Below are 19,381 nucleotides of genomic sequence, written 5' to 3' on the forward strand. Positions count from 1 at the left end.
AGTCAACCGCGGCCCGGTGGACTGGTACGTCGAGAACTTCGTCAGGTGTACGTGATGGGGGCAAAAAGGCGCCTTGCTGACTGTCGCACCACCTACTGGGAGTGCCTTCGTTAGATCTGCCAGTCTTGGGCGCCGTCGTTTTGGTTGTAGGTGCCGACGGAGTTCTTGACGACCACGGGGTCTCCACTGCCGAAGTTGTCATAGAACCATTGAGCGTTGGCCGGACTGAGGTTTGGACACCCGTGGCTTACGTTGCGCTTGTCTTGATCGTTGACTGACCAGGGCGCGCTGTGAACGAATATGCCGCTGTTGTCGATGCGAACTGCGTCCTGCACCTTCAGCTTGTAGCCTTCAGCCGAATCGATGGGGACGCCGTACGTCGAGGAGTCCATGACGATATACGCGAACTTCTCCAACACGTAGTAGGTGCCGTTGGGGGTTTCGTAACCCTTCTTACCGAGAGAGACGGGAAAAGTCTTCTCCAGCTTGCCGTTGCGCATGATCTCCATCTGGTGAGTGCTGTCATCGATGGTTGCGACGAGCGCATCGCCGGTCCGGAAGCTCGACTTGGTCCCGCTGGCATCGATGTTCACCGTTGTGTTGGCAGGCCAGAAGTCGATGGGTCGCCACCGAAGCTGGGTGTCATTCATCCAGTAGAACTTGCCGGGCACGGGCGGGTTGGAGGAGATGTGAACCGCTTGCTCTGCTATAGAGCGGTCGGCGATCGGCCGTTAAAAGTTGATGATGATCGGCTTGGCCACCCCGACCATCGCGCGATTGACGGGATTGAACGTCGGCGGCGCGAACAAGCCCGGCCGGGGGCGCCGGCCGTGAAGGATCACTTAGCGGACCCTGGATCGAATCGGGGGAGAGGACGAACGGTTCTGGCGGGGATCCCGGCATTGCCATCGGATCGATCGGCGCCGGCGGTCCGGGAAGGGGCGGCTCCGCCGCAGCGGAGCCGGTGCTCAGCATTAGTGCGCCGGCGAGGCCAGTCGCGGCCAACATCAGTCCCAGCTTGCGCACTAGCCGCCGCTCCATAACCGGTCTCCTCGCCTAGATTCTTCCGCCGTGCAACCCAAGAAGCACGACGAGTACTTCCAGATCTACTACCTACGTACGTTGGCAGTAGGTCGACCGATTTCGCTTACCGTGCGGTGCGGCAGCGGCTCCGTGTGGACAACCGCCACGTACGTCCGTAACCTAACTGTGATCTACGTATCGAGACCGTACTTGGTTCCTGCGCAACGAAAGGACATCCGACGTCGTGATCCTTGAACCGATCCGGCGGATCTCCCGTTCGCTGGTGCGGTCGCTGTTGCGACCTTGCTGTGTGTCGCGGTCGTCAGCGACGTCAACGCCGATCCGGCATCGGACGCACTGGCCCGCATGAATGAGCTGTCCCGCCAGCCGAGCAGACCACTGAGGCCATGCACACCGCACAGATCGACTTAGAAACCTTCCGGTCGCGGACTATCTACGTAGTGCAATAGTAGATGGGCGGCACAGGGCAACGGCGCGACGCTGGTATGACGCCCTGGGCAGGGCTGCGCGTACCGACAGGACAGTGAGGCTTCTTCATCAAGTCTTCATCGGGACACGAACCGACCCATACTCGGAATCTTGAGGCTGGACCGAGGCGGCGAGAGCGCTTGCCGCGTGGCCTGGTGTCACGAAGTTGTATGAGAAGGATGCGCGATGCAGCACAAGCGATGTGGAACTGGGTTTGCGGCGTTGGCAGCGTCGGCCCTGTTCATCACTGCCTGTTCGAATGCGACAACAGACTCTCAGTCATCGCCGAGCGCTGCGAGCAGCGACGCGGCCCACAACGACGCTGATGTGACCATCGATGCCGGGCAGACCTATGCCCAGGATGACGACATCGGGATCGAGGTCGCGCGCGACGGCGATCGCGTCGACGCCGTTGCCGGCCACGACCGCCTCGAACTGCTCGCGTTCTAGATAGCTGGCCACCACTTCGGCCAGGGGAAGTTCGTCGTCGACGACCAGGACAGGGTATCCCTTCGCCTGCTCAGGTGTACCCGGTTGATCCTCCATATCCCGCATGGTGCCCGCTGAAGCAGCCGCGGCGGCGCACGACCGCCCGAAGCGGCGCGATCTTCAGCAGATCTTTACGAGACTCATACCGATTACGTCCTTCGGCTGGGAGACGCTCACTATGGAGGAGGGCCTGACATGCGCTGGCTGATGGACGTCTGCCCGAACAATCTCGGGTGGCAAACGTGGCTGATCCTGTGCGCCGTCATTGTCGTGATGTGAGCCGCCGGCGCGACGGCCCTGTTCCACGCTTCTGGCCGGCCGCGCCGCAGGCAGCGGCGTGAGGCAATAGAGGAGCCTGTTCGCAGCGGCCAAGTCGGGGCGGAGTGACTGGTCAGCAACGCGGCCGAACGTAGCGCTCGCGCGGGGTGTCAGTATTCGATCAAGCGCGTGACGTAGGGCGTCATGCCGGAGCTGCGTACGGGTGAGATTTTGACCACTGACCCCGTGTAGGGGGCTTCGATCATCATGCCGTCGCCGAGGTACATGGCTTCGTGCTGGCTGGCGTTGGGGCCGTAGAAGATGAGATCGCCGCGCTGCATCTGCGATGACGGAACTTTGCGGCCGGCGTTGTACTGGGATCCGGAGTAGTGGTCGAGCTTGATGCCGACTCCAGCGAAGGCGTAGAGCATGAGGCCGGAGCAGTCGAAGCCGACGGTGTTGGCTCCTTGATCGATTCCCCGAGAGGGCCCGTTGGCGTTGCCACCGCCCCATGAGTAGGGAACGCCGAGTTGTGACATGGCGCGTCGGATCACGAACTCCGAGGCCTGGCGGCCGTACAGGCGGGGGATGCGTCCATTGGTGATGCCGGGATCTGCAGCAGCGGTCGCGGGGGAGAGGATGCCCAGTTTGGTGAGGAAGTTTCGGCCCATGTCGGCGGTGAGTTGCAGCGAGGTCGCCATGATTTTGAGGACGGCGTTGATCATGGCTATGGGGTCGCCGGCCACATTGGCGCTGGGCACCATCGGCAGCGTGGTGTCCCACTGGCCGGTGCCCGAGCTGTCCGCCGGTGCCGGGCTGGAGCGGTCCCATTGGCCGCTCGGCGGCACCGGGGTACCGGGTTGTGCGGCCGTGGGCTGGCGCGTGGTGGCTGCTACCGGTCGGGCAGTAGTGAGTCGGGTTTGTGCGGAGTCGCGTTCGGCGGCCAACCGGGTGAGGTCGGACTGCTGATTGGTGAATGCGCGTTGCGCGGCAACGAGTTCCGCGACTGCACCGTCCTGCTGTCGTTGCGCCTCGGCCGCTGCGGCGTCGGCGTCCAGCCGGGCCTGCTTGGCGGCTGAGAGTCGGTTGGCGCGTTCAGTCTGGCTTCGGCGAAGATCGTCTTTGACCCTGCCGAAGGCAAGGAGATAGGTCTGCTGCGTCGAGGCTGCCGAGAGGATGTCTTCAGGGCTGCTTGCCAGCGGCAGTGAGCGCGAGGGACCGTTCATATAGGTCGAGGCGGCGAACTCGTCGAAACGCTGCTGCGTCGCGTCGATGGCGGTTTGGCTGTCGGCGAGTGCTTTCTCGCTGTCGGCGAGTCTGCGGTGCGCCTCGGAGACCGCCTCGCGGGCGGTGGCAAGCTCAACCAGGGCCCGATTGACGCTCTCCTGCTTGTGTTGGATGTCCGCGCCGATATCGGCGACGTGCTGGTTGACCTCGGCGACGGCGGCGACAAGTCCTGCGACCGTTTCGCTGTCACCATCAGGTTCGCTTCCGTGGCCGGCCGTTGCGACGCCCGAGGTGTGAAGCACCAGCATTGACGCAAGTACCCCGGCGATGAGAAGTGAAGTGAGGCGCCGCATCAATTCTCCTGAGTGGGGCGGCTGCCGGGTGGCCGCGAGTCGGACGGGGCAGTGCGCCGACGTGTCATGTCTGACGGCCTACTACCTCTGTAGGTACGTAGTGGCATAGTACGTATTTGGAACGTACATCACTGCAGCATCAGGAGAAGCGCCTGTCACAGTCTCAACTCGGTAACACCTGACCGGCCGGCAGGATCTGCTGTTGGCCCGAGGTGCCGGTGCCTTGGATCCGATTCGATGACGCACGCCGGGGCGAAATCGGTTGCGCAGCCACGGCGAGGTCCCCGACATCTGGTCTGTTGGCGGCTACATTAGGAGGCTGCAGGGTGCCGCGCTGTGCGAATCGGCCACCTCGTTAGAGCGAGCAGGAGTTGCGGCGGATGGAACAGCGAGGATTCGGCGATCTCGAAGCGGTGGTCATGGACTGGGTGTGGTATCACCAGGAGCCGGTCACCGTACGCGACGTGTTCGAGGACCTGTCTGAGCAGCGGCCAATCGCGTACACCACGGTGCTGTCGACCATGGACAACCTGTATCGCAAGCGGTGGCTAAAACGGCAGCGCAACGGCAAGGCCTATGTGTACCGGGCGGCGATGAGTCGTGAAGAGCGGTCGGCGCGGCTGATGAAAGCTGCCTTCGACTCCGGCGGCGACACCAACACTGTGCTGGCATTTTTTGTCGAGCAGATGAGTACAGAGCAATCAGCCCAACTGAAGGCGGCGCTGCTTAAGGGGCGGCGATCATGACGACGGCGCTGTGGCTGGTGCTCTACGGCGCAGTGCTGGCGTGGCTTGCTCCACCGGTACTGCGGCGCCTTACTGGTGGCGGGGTCAGTCCGTCCATGGGTGTGGCCGCCTGGCTGGCCACGGTTGCCGCCGTGCTTGCGGCATGGCTGGCGGCAGTGGTGCTGGTGGTCAACGCGACGTCAAACAGCATCCTCGACGGCTCGGTCGTGACCCTCTGCCTGGAACTGTTTGGGTTCTCCGATCACACCCCGCTGGCGGGACGCCTCGGCTCTATTGCGCTCATCGGCGGGGGGCTGCTGACCTCGGCGGTCGTGGCGCTGCGACTGGGTCGCTGCCTGGCCGGACTGCGCACCCGAAGCCACGAGCACGCACACGCCGCGCGGATCGTCGGTCGGCCCACCGACCATCCCCACGTCGTTGTCGTCGAGGCGGACCTTCCCGCCGCTTACTGTGTCATCGGCCGCCCCCATGCCATCGTCGTCACCTCGGCGGCCGTGAAATCGTTGAACCGAGCGCAACTGAAAGCGGTTCTGGCCCACGAGAATGCTCACCTAACAGGGCATCATCACCACATTCTCATGGTGCTGCGTGCCCTCGCCGCCACCCTTCCTCACCTGCCCTTGTTCGCCTGCGCACATCAGGCTGTGGCGGAACTGCTGGAGATGTGCGCCGACGATACCGCCGCTCGTCGCGTCGGCACTCGTCCTCTACTGGCGGGGTTACTCGCGCTGGCCGGTCACCGACCTCCGGTGGCCGAAGGTCTGGCCGCGGCGGCAATGGCGGTCATCACCCGCGCCGAGCGACTAGTCACCCCGACGCGTCGGCACGTGCAGTGGCGTCATCGCGCTCTCCTGGTTGCCGCCATCGCCACGATGCTCGCCACACCGGCATTCATCCAGGTGCTCTGCCACCACTAGGTGCCCCTAGCTCTGATCCGGGTTCGGGTCGGCCAATGCGCACTTCGACGGACGAGAACCCTTCGACGGTCGGGTATCGGCCCACCCAGCAAAGTCTTCGCTGACCGCCTGACGCCTGCGTCCACAGCGTAGATTATCTACGGAGTCAAACCGTAGATGACCAGTGCAAAGGCTTGCTGTCGGCGGTTGCGCTGTACCGCCTGGATCAGCGAGGACGGCTGGGATCAACGCCGAAGGCCGTTGATGACGCGACCCGGCGCTAAATGTCCCGGTCGGCGCGCCATCTACGTAGTAACTACATAGATGGCGGTAGGCTGTCTCGTAGGCGGTGCAGTGAGGATGCATAGGCGCGCTTTAGTTTTCGTGAACGGCTAGGAGAATGCCACGACGATCGAGTCGCACCGCTATGTCGCTGGTTCCGTACCGCCAGTGGCGGCCGCTGGCCGCATCCGTGTGCTACTGGTGGAGCCTCGACGCATCTATGCGGCCACCGTGGCGCGACACTTACGCGCCGGCGGTTTCGCCGTGGAGGTGGCCTATTCGCCAGGTGCTGCACTCACAGGGCTGCGCGAGCGTGATCCCGATGTGGTCGTGGTGGGCGTCGGCACTCAGGGGCTGGGCACGGCCATGCTTGACCGCATCCGTCAGGAAACTCAAGTCGGCGTGGTTGCTCTCAGCGACGGCGATATTACGCCGCTGCTCGTGAGTACCGGGGTCGTCTGTGTGGGCGACATCGAGGTGCTGAACGTGCGAATTCGGCTGGCGCTGAGGCGCTGCGGTGTCGGCGGCGAACCACGTGGCGGCGGCCACGGCGACGAGACGCATCGCCGTGAGATCGGAGATCTCCGTATTGATGTGGCCGCGCGTCGGGTGTTCCTCCGCGACGAGCCATTGCCGCTCACCCGCACGGAGTTTGAGATTCTCTGCACGCTGGCGGAGAGTCCCGGTGAACCGGTGACGTGTCGTCAATTGCAGCTGAGCCTGTGGGGGGATGCGTCCGACGGTGGCCGGTCCACTCTGGGGGTGCATGTGGGTAATCTTCGGCGCAAGCTGGGTGAGGACCCACACTCACCGCGGTATCTCCGTACGGTGCGCGGGACCGGTTACTGTCTGACCGGCTAAGTGGGGGCAGCGAGTGCCTGGTGCGCCGCAGTGATGCAGCTGGTGACAGATTGCGGCGAGGACTTAGCTTTCGATGATGCGAACGACGTAGGGCGTCATCCCTGACGTGCGCACTGGGGAGATCTTGATTGGCACGCCGGTCTGCTGTGCCTCGAGCATCTGCCCGCCGCCGAGATAGATAGCTTCGTGCTGGCTCCCGCCCGGGCCCCAGAACAGCAGATCGCCCCGCTTCGCTTGGGAGGGTGGCACCTTGCGGCCGGCGTCGTACTGATCACCGGACCATCGCGGGAGCAGAACTCCAACGCCGGCGAAGGCGAACCGTGTCAGGCCTGAACAGTCAAAGCCCACGGTGCCTGCCCCCTGGTCGACGCCGCGGCTTGGACCGGTGAGGCTTCCGCCACCCCAGGAGTAGGGAACGCCGATTTGCGTTCCCGCCCTCCGGATTACGTACTCGATCGCTTGCGCACCATTGACCCGGTTTCCGCGCACGCTCGTCGACGGATCCGCGGCGGGACTGACGAGCCCCAGGCTGCTGAGGAAGTTGCGACCCATGCTCATGGCGGTCTGCGTCGCCATGGCCGTTGCCTGAAGAGAGGCGTTCGCGATGGCAACCGGATCACCGGGAGCGCCTGCGCTCGCCACCTTAGGAAGCAGTGGATCCCAAGGGCCGGCGGCAGGTTGGGCCGACGCGACCGGTGCGCACGCAAGGAAAAGCAAGACGACGATGGCGATCACACCGGAGAGCCGCCGAACCGCCTGTGCTGCTACAAGGATTGTGGGGTCGCAGCGGTCAGCGCGGGCAGTTGGAGCACCCTTGCTCCGGACGTGTGATTCCATGTCTTCTCCTCGGTGCGCCGCGCGGTGAGCTATCACACGCACCAATAGCGGGGCTGAATCGCATAAGTACGGCGCAGCACCAAAATACGTAGCTCCTACGTAGAAAAGCGTAACTCACAAAAGCCCCACCAGTAACAGTAGCCACATAATTACAATGGTGAAATTCGCTGCGACAGCTCGGTTTGGATGCGGCAAGTACTGGACTAGAACCGTTTTTACGGTCGGGAGGACGCGCGTGAATAGCGCGCCGATGAACGCAAACTGTGCGAGCTTCTCGGAGAAGGAGGCACTATGGGCCGTCGTCGGGGGTAGCAACAATTCTGCCCCGCGCGGTCACGTGAAGCCTCGTCGGCGGTAGCGCGCCGCCTTCGGTCATCGGGGAGTCGATGAGCTCCAGCCACGCCGACAACCGCCCGTACGGCAACGGCGTCTCAGGAGTGACCCCAAATGCGCCGCGGAGAAAGGGGTTCAGCGACGCTGGGCACCCGGGCATGTCAGCCCGGTGTCACTAACTTCCGATGCTCAGAGGTTGGCGTTTCCGGCCTTCCATTGCTCCCAGGGGATGTTCCAGTCTCCGAGTCCGTCGGTTCCTGACAGGGTTGCGCCGGTCGTGTTGATGACTTCCACGATGTCGCCGCGTCGGGTGTTGTCGTAGAACCAGCGGGCATTGGCTGGATTGACGTTGAGGCATCCGTGGCTGACGTTGGCGATGCCTTGGCTACCCACCGACCATGGGGCAGAGTGCACGTAGATGCCGCTGTAGGACATTTGCGTGGCCCATTCGACTTCGGTGCGGTACCCGTCGGGTGAGTTGACGGGGACTCCGTAGGTGGACGAATCCATCACCAGGAATGAGTAGCGGTCGCCGATGATGTAGGCGCCGTTGTCGGTGGGCGTTTTGGATTTGCCCATGGAGATGGGCATGGTTTTGACGACTTCGCCGTTGCGCCGCACGCTCATCGTCTTGGTGGCGTCATCGGCGGTGGCGATGATTTGGTCGCCGATTGTGAAGCGAGTGGTGACGTCATCCTGGCCGAAGAGCCCGCCGCCGAAGTCGACACCGTAAGCCTTGACTGACACCTCAACCTTCGTTCCGGGCTCCCAGTACTCGGCGGGGCGCCAGCGGACTTCACGATTACTGAGCCAGTAGGAGGCGCCCTCAACCGGTGGGTTCGTGGTCACGGTGATCGCCTGCTGCGCCGCAACCCGGTTCGTGATGTTCTCGTCAAAACGAATCGCAATGGGTTGACCCACGCCCACCGTTTCGCCGTCATTGGGCAAGACGTAGGGCATCGTCAGGTTTTCGGGGGAATGGGTTTCGAATGTTGCGCTGGTGCTTGTCGTTCCGCCAAGCCCTTGTGCTTGCGCCTGCAGGGTGTACTGCTTGTTGTAGCCCAGCGGTTCCGCCGATGACCATGTAACGCCGTCGGGGCCCAGCTGCCCGTCGACAAGTTCGCCCTCCTCGTTGGTCAGCGACACTTGGCCGAGAACACCGTCGCCGGCGGTAACGGTTACGGGGGCATCGACAGCGACGCCGATGGCACCATCAGTTACGGACGCTTCCAGTTTCGGTACGAGCAAGTCTGCGTAGGGCGTGCCCTTGTCGGTGATGACGTCGGGGGTGGGCGCCGCCGCCGGAGACGAGGTGCAGGCGGTCGCGATCAGCAGCACCGCCACCGCGAGGACGGTCGTGCGCAACCACTGCGTCGTCGCTCGAAACGCTGGGGGGCAGCCTGTCTGCGGCATGAGTGGGGCTCTCCGTATCGGGTTGTCGTCATCGGCTAACGGGCGGGGCACCGCCTGGTGCGTCGCGAGGGCCGGTCGCGGGCGACGGTGCACCGTTCACGGGTATGCCTTCAAGTGTGCTCTTGAGTTCTTTGGCTTTCTTAGTCCTTCGATGAAGATTCGATAAAGGCGGCACCAAGAGCTGGCTCCTCGGGTTTGCGCAACCGCGAAATCGGGGGCGCGTCCGTCTGTTGATCCCAGCTGAAAGTGGTGGAGCCGGCTGTCGTTGCCGTGGACCGCGGCGAGGACGGCGGCCGCCGGGTCGAGCGACGCTGCACCGGTGAATATGTGGGGACCAACGACTACAGATGGTTTGAGACTTGGTCGGATGGCGGTATCGGCGCGTTGCCGTCGGCCGTCGTGGCCGTGGTCAAGGACTTGAGGCTGCAGCCGCCGGCGTGGGTGAACGGGTAGATCATCTGCCGCAGATAGCTGGTGGGGTAGTCGGGTTTGGCGGCCATCCCGAGCTGGGTGGAGTCGAATCGCCGGGTGGGATCGTAGGCGTAGGTGCGCATCAGGTGGTCCCACACCAGGGTGAACAGGCCGAAGTTGACGTCGCCGATGCCGACCCATTTGAGGTGGTGGAAGCGGTGGCCTTCGTTAAGGGCCAAGACGTACTTGGCGGGGCCGACGCGGTAGTCGGCGTTGGAGTGCTGCAGCAGCAGCTGGATTGCCACCGCCAGCGCCAGTACGGAGGCTACGTCGACGGGCAGTCCGATCAGAATCAGCGGTGCGACACCGGCGGCCATCTCAACGGTTTGGTGCAGTGGGTGCTTCATCAGGCCGTTGAGCCCGTAGAACCGGGTGATGCTGTGGTGCACCGCGTGAAAACGCCACAACACACCGATCTTGTGGCTGGCCAGATGTACGACGGTGATGCCGAGGTCCGCGACCAGGATCGCGGCGAGGACCTGTGCGATGAATGGCCAGCTGTGTGGCCACAACGGGGGTGCGGGGACGATCGCGGCCAGCAGCGGGATGGCGGCCACGCTTGCCAGGATGAGGGTTTCGTTGACCGCGACGTGGATGCGGTCGCGCGTGCTGTCGGCCCGGTCACGGTTCCACGCGGTGTCATACGGAATGACCAGCTCTACCAGGAACGTCGTCGTGATCGCGACGACCAGGACGGCCAGCAGCCAGTACTTCTGGGCGCCGCCGGCGGTGAAGACGATGCCGACGCCGTTGAGGCCGATCAGCATGAACGGCACGTAGCCGTAGCGGGCCACCGCCTGGGCCGCGGTAGCCGCCGTCGATGTCGGAGAAGTCGTGCTCATGCCGTGAATCGTCGCGGTAACCGATGCGGCGGCGCTTGAATGATCCGGCTAAAGGCCGGCTTCGAGGTCCCAGGACACGTGCCGGCTCAGCACCGAGGGCGCCAGGCCGAACATCTCGCGGGTGGTGCGGGTCAGGTGAGCGCTATCAGCGAACCCCGCACCGTGCGCGGCGCCGGTCAGGTCATCACCGGCCTGCACCCGCATGACCGCGAGCCGCAACCGCGACCACAGCACGTAGCGGCGTAGCGGGATGCCGACCTGATCAGTGAATAGATGCGTCAACCTGCTCACCGAGAGGCCTACTTGAGCAGCGAGACCCGTACCGCTGACGGGGCCTGCGGCGACAAGGCTGGGCAGGAGGCGTAGCGCGTCATCAACGGCGGGATGGCGTGGCGTTGCTCCGTCTCCGGTCAGGACGGGCGCCAGGTGCTCGACCAGCTCGTCCACCACGGCGGCCAGAGTTCGTCGTCGCGTCGACGTCAACACGGGAGCAACAGTCCACCCGGAATGGACCGCGCGCAGATGTGCCGACCGCCCCGGCACGGACTCCGGTTCCAAGAACACAACCGTGCCCTCCTGCGCGCCGACCTCGATCCGGTGTGGCGCATCGGCGGGCACGACCACCTTCATGCCGCGATGCCCGATGCCGTGCCCGTCACGCACCGTCAAAGGTGTAGTGGCCGTCATGATTTGGACGGCGTGGTGGGCGTGAACATCAGTGGTACCGATCGATCCGGTAAACGCCAACACCCCCGGGCGCAGCAGCGCGGCCCCGCCCCAGCGCGGTGCACCGGTGGTATCACCGCCAGCCCGAGTCATCGCCACAAAACGATGCTAACGATCTCCCATGGCTGGATTCGCCGCGGCACCAGCAATGACACGATGATGAGTCGGACGCCGACGGGCATGTCCGCCAGCGGCGGCGATGGGTCCGTGTCATGGATTGATGTCAGCTCCCGTCCCGCACTGTTTCTGCCCCGAACTCGCCGCGCTGCTCGCGCTACCGATGCACTTAGGCGCCGAATAACAGAGCGGGCGAGCACCCTCTGATGGAGCCCACGTTGTACGCGGATACCCCGGAGGGGTATGTTGCGGTTGTACCCGCGGCGGGTGCCCCGTCGACTGGAAAGGCCTATTGCTCGTGACGGCACAAGAGAAATTCCGGCGGCTCGTCGACAGTTCGACCACGCGGTCGATCGCAAAGTGAATCGGTGCAGGCGAAAGAAGCGGCCGAAGCGCAGGGCAAGACGGTGGTCGCCGTCGGCTGGGACGGTCAGGCCCGCGGCGTACTCCTCATCCAGATTCCGTGAAAACGACTAGCGCCCAAGCGATTCAGAGATGCGTAAGCTTAGTTTGACGCCTGTGCACACACGAGCGGAAAAGTCAGGTGTTTACTCGCCGTGATCATGATCGCCGTGGTCGTCATGCAGCGGCACCGTGGGTGGGGCCGGAACTTCGGCCGGCGCCGGTGCCGCCGACTCGTCGGCAGGCTCGCTCACCGGCGGCGGGGCGATCGGCTCGTGGCTGCTGTCAGGGCGATAGACATCCCCGCCGGTCGTCCCATGGTCATCGGCCTCCCGGGGCTCGGCGCCAGCGCCGTGGTGGTTGCTATGTGCATCTTCGGGAGCCGTCCCGTGGGGCTCTCCATGCGCATCCTCGGGGCCCGTGCCGTGGTGACCGCCATCTGCGCTCGCTGGCCCATGATCACCGTGCCGCAGACCTGACGCAACCCCCACCGTAGACGCCAGCGCCACGACACCAACTGCGCCCATGAGCACTAATGCGCTGCCGAACGACGGTATCGGCTCTCCTTGCAGGCCGCGGTAACACACCCAGCTGGCGCCCATCACGACGTAAATCTGAAGCAGCAGCGCGCAAAGGTCAGCGGCTTGGACCAATTCCGCTTCTCCCGCGCTGGGGCCGAACGGGGCTCCCACGGTCCTGGACAGGGCCCAAAGAGCAATGGCTCCAACGTTGAGCATGATGCCGGCAGCAAGCACAGGAGTCGTGGTTCGTGCGAGAACCAGGCGCGCCCAGAGCAGTTGGAAGAGTGCGATCGTTGCGAAGAACAAGCCTGCTGGCATCCACTCCTGCCAGTGGGTGGGTACGACGGCGAAGTGGATGACCGCGGCGCCCAGCGATGCGAGCGCGGCGAGCCGAGCGGCCAGCCTGCTGTCGGTCTTCTTCGCTGTCCTTGGCGTCACCGAACCAGGATGACAGCGCCACCCGCGACAGCGGTTGCATGACACCACATCTCAACACGACCGAGATTCGTTTGTCATCAACTACTGTCTTCCTACGTAGATGCCGTCGATGCCACCCTCTGAGTCTCGACCACCGCCGCTTGGCCGTGCGGTAGGACGCCCGCTCGCACTTAGCGTCGGCGAATGTAGCGATTTCGCGGGTCGTTGCTCGCTGCTGAGGAGCGGTCGCAAACATTCGTCCGGGATACGCGTGTCAGCGGGTCCTGGTGCGCAGTCGGACCTGCAATTGTTGACGTACTTCTTGGTGGATGTCGACTCTGATGGTCGGGGCAACCTCAAGCGTCGCCGCCAGTCCATAGCGGACCGGTGCCGCCAACCGGCCCACGTCCACGCGGCAGTCAACGTTGATCTCAAGCGCATCGTCCGCTGCGAACGCGACGGCCCGTTGTCCTTCGAGCATTTCGTGTTGCACGGTGCCGTTACGGCGCCTCGACGACATCCGCGAGCATTGGCCGGAATATGCCACTTGATTGGGTAGTGGCGGCGGCGTCTTAGGCGCTGTAATCGGGCGTCTACCTGCACGACAGGGTGTCTGAGAGGGGCAAATAACGCGCATTATGTGTATGTTTTGTGGAGCTTGTTGAGTCAGTTTGCGGTTTATCCTCGCCGCTTTCATGGTTAGGCGCTGTAGAGTCGCTGCTGACGAAGGAGGTGCTCGCGAGATGTCCGACTTGTTGGTCAAGGCTGGGGACGACACCGCGCGGATGGACACCCACGAGGTTGTCGCCTACCTTCTGGCGCGCCTCGGACCCACCCTGACGGCGTATATCGCCAGTTCACGAAGTCGTGCAATGCCAGCCCGGTGGGCCACCCCTCCGGGGGAGCGCAACCACGCCGAACCCTCGATTGAGAAAGCGCGGCGGCTGACGGCAACGCGTACCGTCTTCTGGCTGATCGAGGAAGCCGAGAACGACCAGGTTGCCCGGAACTGGCTGATTTCTGCGAATCCTCGCCTAGACGGGATCACGCCGGCGCAACTGCTACGTGAAGATCAGTTTGGTGCTGTCTTTCGCGCCGCGGACGCGTTTATCACCGACACCTACCATGCCTAGTTGTACTGACCTGAGAGGTTAGGTATGCGGGTGGCGGGTGGTTGGCCGCCGAGTGCGGTGTGGCCGCGGTGGTGATTGTAGGTGTGTAGCCAGATCGGGAACTGCTCGCAGCGTTGGGCGTCGCTGGTGTAGAGCCGGGCGTATGCCCATTCGTCGGCGAGGGTTCGGTGAAATCTTTCTACCTTGCCGTTGGTTTGCGGCAGGTACGGCCGAGAGCGGCCGTGCTCGCGGTCGCGGGGCGGCGTCGGCGCGGTAGATCCGTTCGAATACCCGGGTGATGCATTCGGCAGCGATTCCCTCGCCATTGTCGGCGACGGCGATCGTCAGCCGGTCGCCGTCGCGGACACAGCCGAGTTCGACAGAACCGCCCGGTGGAGTGTGCCGCAGCGCATTCTCGAGCAGATTGCCCAGGACTCCGCCCGCGGCACCCCGAAGCTGTGGGAAGACGAGCACCGGCTGCTGTCAGTCGGCTTCCACCAAGCCAAGAGACTCTGGCCCCGGTGTGAACGGATTTGTGAACGAAACAGTGCGTAAAGCGTGAGATGAGGCCGAACGAGAATGACACTGGAGACGCACTAAGTGACCTGACCTGGGCATTCAGGACACAACTGACCGCGTGAGGCGGCGACTGACCGGCTCATACCTTAGAGGTCGCCTGTCGCATTCCCCGCACCATCTATGACCTCGTGAACGCCGGTCAAGCCGTAAACCGCAACGACATCCAGGAAAGGGACCTCATCCTGTGCAACTGGTCTGCCCGGGCACACTTGAGCACGTGATGATGGCCGTCTCACCGACGATGGCCATCGAGGCGCCAACCCCTGGCTAAACCGCGAAGTTCTCTCCCATACCAAGCGGCCACATCGAGGTCCGCCGGGTTGTCGGTTCTCAAACGTAATGTCATCTTCTCAATTTTGACGTCATCGCTGTGTCATTGATGACACGAATTTGAGAATTCGGGATGACCGGGGGCTTGGCCGTCGTGACGACGGAGCTACTGGTTCGATCTTCGACCGCGCATCAGAAGTCGTATGCGGGGTCAGCGTCGAGAATCTTTGCGAACATCGCGATCAACCCTCCGAGGTCGGATTGGGCTCGCGCAGCGTGGCATGCGCTATGCAACTCGGCCAGGTCGGTCTTGTTCCAGTCCAGCCCGGCGCCGCGTTCGGAGAGGAGGAGGTCAAAGAACTCGCGGGTGGAGCGGCCATTACCCTCACGAAAGGGGTGGGCGAAGTTGGCGTAGTCGTACAGGTACGCGACGGTGCGCGCGAGATCTGCTTCGGTAACAGCCTTGAGTTGTTCGAGGCGGGAGATCTCCGCGGCGACATGGTCCATCGGCTGGCTGATGCTGCCCGGCGGACAGAAGGACTCGTCGCCCTTCTCGATACCGACGGTCCGCACATCACCGGCCCAGTCGTACACGTCCTGGAAGAGCTGGCGGTGGATCACTCGCAGGTACGCAAGATCATATGAACGGTCACCCAAAAGGTCAGGAGCCTCGCGGAGTTCGATGACACGTGCCTCGACCAGATCGTTCTCCGCGTCCCGCAGTGCGGGGAGTGTCGTGGCGCCGACTCTGTTCCTAAGAACGCCAGTGCTAGGGATGAAATAACCCTGCCAGTTCCGTTCGAGATCGCCGGTGTCCCAGGGGTGCGGCACTTGTGGCCCGGGTTACGTGATGTTGTACCGCCGGCGCACGCGATCTCTCAGCTCAGCGGCGGTAATGGTTCCGCTGACATAGGCGTCCTGATCGGCACGGGTGGCGTTGGTGCTGCGCGAGCCTTCGAGCTCAGTGCTGCGGCGGATCGCCCTGACAGTCTTGACCCGGCGCTGGGCCTTCTGCACCTCGGTCACCTGGACACCCACCTTCAGTCGAGTCCCTCCAGAATAGTCGACGGAACCGACATCGCGCGGAGGCTCCACTGCGCCTGGGCCGAGGACAGCATGTCCGGCGATCGACGTTAGCGCTCCGAATCCTGGGCTGGCGACAGATGGCCTGCCCGCCGACAGCGGGGATCTGAGACTTGCGCCGTGAGACAGGAAACGAGACAGGTCGACCACGGGTTACGCGCTGGGGGAGTGGCGCCTTGAGGGGTGTCTCTTTTGTCTAGAAAAGAGACACTGCCGCTGGTCGGATAGGTGCGACGACCACGGTGTCGCCGATCCCACCGCCGCGGTTCATGGCCGCCTAGTTCTCAAAGGCCAGGCCGCTGACCAAAATGAAGATGCCCAGGGCGATCAGGACGACGGGGAACAGGACGTGTTCCCAGCGTTCGAGGACTTCGGCGATCGGCCGGCGGGTGGCGACGAATCGTGCGGCGATGACGAGGACGGCGACGAGCACGAGGAACACGACGCAGTAGGCCACCACGGCCGCCGGTCCCACGCTCAAGAAGACCGGAACGTAGACACCGATGTTGTCCCCGCCGTTGGCGAAGGTGACTGCGGCGACGGTCCAGACACCGACGTTCTTGCCGGCAACCTTGCCATCGTCGTCATCGTCGTCATCGTCGTCGTTGCCGCGCCAGGCTCGCCATGCCGCCCACAGTCCCAGGGCCAGGGGGATGAGCCCGAAGTACGGGATGACGTGCGGGGGAAGGAACGCTCCGGCGCCCAGCGTCACCAGCACCGCCGCGCCCAAAATCCCCGCAAATCCCAGGTATTGGCCTGCGGTGATCCGGGCCGTCGTCCCGCGTTGTCCCGCGCCGCGGGCGAAGAACAAGGAGAGCACGATGATGTCGTCGATGTTGGTGACGATGAACAGGCCAATGGCGGGCAGAACAGACGACAGGATCATGCGCCTGCCCCGGTGTCTGCGGTGTCGCTGACCCGCCACCGAGCCACACCGCTGGTGTGGCCGGCGGTCACGACGGCGCGCCCACCGGCGCCACGCCGCTGTGGCTGGCTGCCGGATCGACCGGCGTGGCGGCCAGCGGTGTGGTGCGTCCGGCCCGCACACCGTTGGCGATGACCACGATCTCGGCGAGTTCGTGGACCAGCACGACCGCGGCCAGCCCGAGCACCCCGAACAGTGCCAGCGGCATCAACACCACGATCAGGCCCAGGGATAGGCCGACGTTTTGCAGCATGATTCGCCGCGCCCGCCGGGCATGGGTGAACGCTTGGGGCAGATGACGCAGGTCTTCGCCCATCAACGCCACATCGGCGGTTTCGATGGCCACGTCGGTGCCCATCGCGCCCATCGCAATACCTATGTCGGCGGTGGCCAGCGCAGGAGCGTCGTTGACGCCATCGCCGACCATCGCGGTGGGCCGCTGGGCGCGGAGCTGTTCGATCAGTCGCGCCTTGTCTTCGGGGCGCAGCTCGGCATGCACGTCCTCGATCCCGACGTCGCGGGCCAACGCGGCGGCGGTGGCGTGGTTGTCGCCGGTGAGCATCGCCACGTGATAGCCGTCGCGGCGCAATTGGGCGACCACCTCGGCGGCCTCGGGGCGCAGTTCGTCACGCACCGCGATGGCGCCGATGACCTGGCCGTTGTGTTCGACGAGGACCGCGGTGGCGCCTGCCTGCTGCATCCGGGTGACATCACCGGCGAGCGGCCCGGGGTCTAGCCAGCCGGGCCGGCCGAGGCGAAGCGTGTGCCCGTCGCGGTGGCCGGTGAGTCCGGTACCGGTGACAGCCTCGACGTCGGTGGCAGGGATGACGTCATCAGTTGCGGCGAGGATCGCCGCGGCCAGCGGGTGCTCGCTGCGCGATTCCAGGGCCGCCGCCACATCGAGCACCTGCTCGCGAGTGGCACCGTTGGTGGTGGCCACGTCGATGACGGCGGGCCGGTTCGCGGTGAGCGTGCCGGTCTTGTCCAAGGCCACGCCGCGGATTCTGCCCAGCCCTTCCAGTGCCGCGCCGCCCTTGACCAGGACACCCAGCTTGCTGGCGGCGCCGATGGCGGCCACCACGGTGACCGGCACCGAGATCGCCAACGCGCACGGTGAGGCGGCGACCAGCACCACCAGGGCGCGTTCGATCCAGGTGGCCGGGTCACCGAGCAGGCTGCCGATCACCGCGATCAGTGCGGCGACGATCATGATTCCGGGCAACAGGGGTTTGGCGATGCGGTCGGCCAAGCGTTGGGAGGCGCCCTTGCGGGATTGTTCGGCCTCCACGATGCGCACGATGCGGGCCAGTGAGTTGTCCTCGGCGGTGGTGCTGACCTCCACCTCGAGTGCCCCGGTGCCGTTGATCGACCCGGCGAACACCTCATCACCGGGCCCGGCTTCCACGGGAACTGACTCGCCGGTGATGGCGGAGACATCGAGCGCGGTGCGGCCGTGGCGGATGATGCCGTCGGTCGCGACACGCTCACCGGGCTTGACCAGCATCCGGTCGCCGATCTGGAGATCGGTTGGCGCAACGGTCTTTTCGGTCCCGTCGCGCAGCACGGTGGCCTCGTCGGGCACCAGCGACAACAGTGCGCGGAGACCGCGGCGGGTACGGGCCACCGAGTACTCTTCGAGTCCCTCGCTGATGGAGAACAGGAAGGCCAGCATCGCGGCCTCACCCACCTCGCCGAGGATCACCGCGCCCACCGCGGCGATGGTCATCAGCGTGCCGACCCCGATCTTGCCCGTCACCAGCCGCTTCAGGGTGGACGGTACGAAGGTGTAGGCACCGGCCACGAGCGCCACCGCTTCGAGTGCCAGGACGACCGGCTCGGCGGCGTCGAGGACTCCGGTGATTAGGGCTGCCAGCAGGAACACCCCGGAGAGGGCGGCGAACTGCAGTTCCTTGATCTGCCACAGCTTCTCGGGCTCACCATCGTGGTCGTCGTCGTCGCCGCGGGGTTCGTCGTTGCCGCAGCCGCAAGCATCGCTCATCAGAGAGACTCCTTGGTGTCGGTCGTCGCGCCCGTGCGGGCGCGGGTTCCGTAGGTGGGGCACAACGCGACGGCGTTGCCGGTGGCGGCCAATAGTGTCTCGGCCGAGGCCAGCAGGTCGAGCAGCTCCGGGCGGGTCAGCGAGTAGAACACCTGCCGGCCCTCGGGGCGACCGGTGACCAGGCCGCAGTCCCGCAGACACGCCACATGGGCCGACACGGTGGACTGCGCCAAGCCCAGCTCCCCGATCAGGTCCACCACACGGGCCTCCCCGTCGGCCAGGCGGCGCACGATCGCCAACCGCGCAGAATCGGACAGACTGTGAAACAGCGCTACCGCGGCATCCAGATTCGAACTTCCCGATGTAGTTCCGGCGAGGCAGCCATCCGCCTTATTCATCGTCATATGACGATGATAGCCGGTCGTTAGCGATATTTCGACGCCGGGTCGGGTGCCGGTAAGTCTGGGGTTTGGTCCGCCGCGCCGTGGTGGGCCAGAGCGCCCAAGACAGGAACTGAGACGTCCACATTCTTTAGATTCGGGACTGCCCGTCATGACGGGTGGCGGGCGGTCGGAGGGAGCTCGCCGCCAAAGGACCAGGTCTGGACCGTGCGGGCGCCGATGTCAATCGGCCCCGCCACCGCGTACAGGGCAACTTCGACGGTGCGTTGCCCGGGCCAGCTCGCCCGCCAAGATACGCGGTGAACCCGC

General features: G+C 64.6%; 15 protein-coding genes and 4 pseudogenes. 4 read left to right on the forward strand and 15 right to left on the reverse strand.

Annotation, left to right across the window (positions count from 1 at the left end; all coding sequences use genetic code 11):
• Nucleotides 1-110: 110 nt before the first annotated feature.
• From BN976_RS22875 to ripA, 3 genes and pseudogenes are all read right to left on the reverse strand, one after another.
• Nucleotides 111-1,041 (reverse strand): annotated as a pseudogene (locus BN976_RS22875) (L,D-transpeptidase).
• A gap of 801 nt (nt 1,042-1,842) precedes the next feature.
• A pseudogene (locus tag BN976_RS22880) lies at nt 1,843-2,067 on the reverse strand (response regulator transcription factor); the annotation flags it as partial.
• A gap of 362 nt (nt 2,068-2,429) precedes the next feature.
• Nucleotides 2,430-3,839, reverse strand: coding sequence for an NlpC/P60 family peptidoglycan endopeptidase RipA (gene ripA, locus BN976_RS22885; RefSeq protein ID WP_036374388.1), 1,410 nt, complete (start codon nt 3,837-3,839; stop codon nt 2,430-2,432).
• A gap of 380 nt (nt 3,840-4,219) precedes the next feature.
• Between ripA and BN976_RS22890 the strand changes: the two genes are divergently transcribed.
• The 3 genes from BN976_RS22890 (at nt 4,220) to BN976_RS32865 (ending at nt 6,624) form a co-directional block, all read left to right on the forward strand.
• A complete protein-coding gene (locus BN976_RS22890) occupies nt 4,220-4,585 on the forward strand; it encodes a BlaI/MecI/CopY family transcriptional regulator (RefSeq protein WP_011780842.1) in 366 nt (121 codons plus the stop codon).
• Nucleotides 4,582-5,502, forward strand: coding sequence for a M56 family metallopeptidase (locus tag BN976_RS22895; protein ID WP_036374392.1), 921 nt, complete (start codon nt 4,582-4,584; stop codon nt 5,500-5,502). The genes BN976_RS22890 and BN976_RS22895 overlap by 4 nt, the downstream gene beginning before the upstream one ends.
• Nucleotides 5,503-6,027: 525 nt before the next feature.
• Nucleotides 6,028-6,624 carry a winged helix-turn-helix domain-containing protein gene (locus BN976_RS32865; protein ID WP_235622116.1) on the forward strand — a complete coding sequence of 199 codons (597 nt, stop codon included), beginning with the start codon at nt 6,028-6,030 and terminating at the stop codon, nt 6,622-6,624.
• Nucleotides 6,625-6,687: 63 nt separating this feature from the next.
• On the opposite strand, the gene ripB is transcribed toward BN976_RS32865, so the two are convergent.
• The 5 genes from ripB to BN976_RS32875 all read right to left on the reverse strand — a co-directional run bounded on the left by ripB (nt 6,688) and on the right by BN976_RS32875 (nt 12,772).
• Nucleotides 6,688-7,461: an NlpC/P60 family peptidoglycan endopeptidase RipB gene (gene ripB, locus BN976_RS22905; protein WP_011767914.1), complete on the reverse strand. Its 774-nt coding sequence runs from the start codon at nt 7,459-7,461 to the stop codon at nt 6,688-6,690.
• Between the two features lie 522 nt (nt 7,462-7,983).
• Nucleotides 7,984-9,207, reverse strand: a complete 1,224-nt coding sequence (locus BN976_RS22910) for a L,D-transpeptidase (RefSeq protein WP_036374398.1) — start codon at nt 9,205-9,207, stop codon at nt 7,984-7,986.
• 341 nt (nt 9,208-9,548) lie between these two features.
• Nucleotides 9,549-10,520 (reverse strand): sterol desaturase family protein, encoded by a 972-nt coding sequence (locus BN976_RS22915; RefSeq protein WP_036374401.1) that lies wholly within the window; start codon nt 10,518-10,520, stop codon nt 9,549-9,551.
• A gap of 48 nt (nt 10,521-10,568) precedes the next feature.
• Complete coding sequence (locus BN976_RS22920) at nt 10,569-11,339, reverse strand: helix-turn-helix domain-containing protein (RefSeq protein ID WP_036374876.1); 771 nt, start codon at nt 11,337-11,339, stop codon at nt 10,569-10,571.
• Nucleotides 11,340-11,911: 572 nt separating this feature from the next.
• A complete protein-coding gene (locus BN976_RS32875) occupies nt 11,912-12,772 on the reverse strand; it encodes a hypothetical protein (protein ID WP_011780838.1) in 861 nt (286 codons plus the stop codon).
• Between the two features lie 674 nt (nt 12,773-13,446).
• On the opposite strand from BN976_RS32875, the gene BN976_RS22935 reads away from it, so the two are divergent.
• On the forward strand, nt 13,447-13,836 hold the full coding sequence (locus BN976_RS22935; RefSeq protein WP_235622117.1) for an antitoxin Xre/MbcA/ParS toxin-binding domain-containing protein: 390 nt from the start codon (nt 13,447-13,449) through the stop codon (nt 13,834-13,836).
• Here BN976_RS22935 and BN976_RS32880 read toward each other — a convergent pair.
• The 7 genes and pseudogenes from BN976_RS32880 to BN976_RS22965 all read right to left on the reverse strand — a co-directional run.
• Nucleotides 13,833-14,063, reverse strand: a pseudogene (locus BN976_RS32880) (integrase core domain-containing protein); the annotation flags it as partial. The gene BN976_RS22935 and the pseudogene BN976_RS32880 overlap by 4 nt on opposite strands.
• A pseudogene (locus tag BN976_RS33300) lies at nt 14,055-14,250 on the reverse strand (ATP-binding protein); the annotation flags it as partial. The pseudogenes BN976_RS32880 and BN976_RS33300, both read right to left, overlap by 9 nt.
• A gap of 606 nt (nt 14,251-14,856) precedes the next feature.
• Nucleotides 14,857-15,495 (reverse strand): Fic/DOC family protein, encoded by a 639-nt coding sequence (locus BN976_RS22945; protein ID WP_011780836.1) that lies wholly within the window; start codon nt 15,493-15,495, stop codon nt 14,857-14,859.
• 12 nt (nt 15,496-15,507) lie between these two features.
• Nucleotides 15,508-15,702 (reverse strand): antitoxin VbhA family protein, encoded by a 195-nt coding sequence (locus BN976_RS22950; protein WP_011780835.1) that lies wholly within the window; start codon nt 15,700-15,702, stop codon nt 15,508-15,510.
• Nucleotides 15,703-16,024: 322 nt separating this feature from the next.
• The gene (locus BN976_RS22955) at nt 16,025-16,633 is read right to left on the reverse strand and encodes a cadmium resistance transporter (RefSeq protein ID WP_011780834.1); all 609 of its coding nucleotides are present in this window, start codon (nt 16,631-16,633) and stop codon (nt 16,025-16,027) included.
• A gap of 67 nt (nt 16,634-16,700) precedes the next feature.
• Complete coding sequence (locus tag BN976_RS22960; RefSeq protein ID WP_011780833.1) at nt 16,701-18,671, reverse strand: heavy metal translocating P-type ATPase; 1,971 nt, start codon at nt 18,669-18,671, stop codon at nt 16,701-16,703.
• The gene (locus tag BN976_RS22965) at nt 18,671-19,075 is read right to left on the reverse strand and encodes an ArsR/SmtB family transcription factor (protein WP_011780832.1); all 405 of its coding nucleotides are present in this window, start codon (nt 19,073-19,075) and stop codon (nt 18,671-18,673) included. The genes BN976_RS22960 and BN976_RS22965 overlap by 1 nt, the downstream gene beginning before the upstream one ends.
• Nucleotides 19,076-19,381: the final 306 nt, after the last annotated feature.

The organism is Mycolicibacterium austroafricanum, assembly GCF_000612725.1.
Lineage (GTDB): Bacteria > Actinomycetota > Actinomycetes > Mycobacteriales > Mycobacteriaceae > Mycobacterium > Mycobacterium austroafricanum.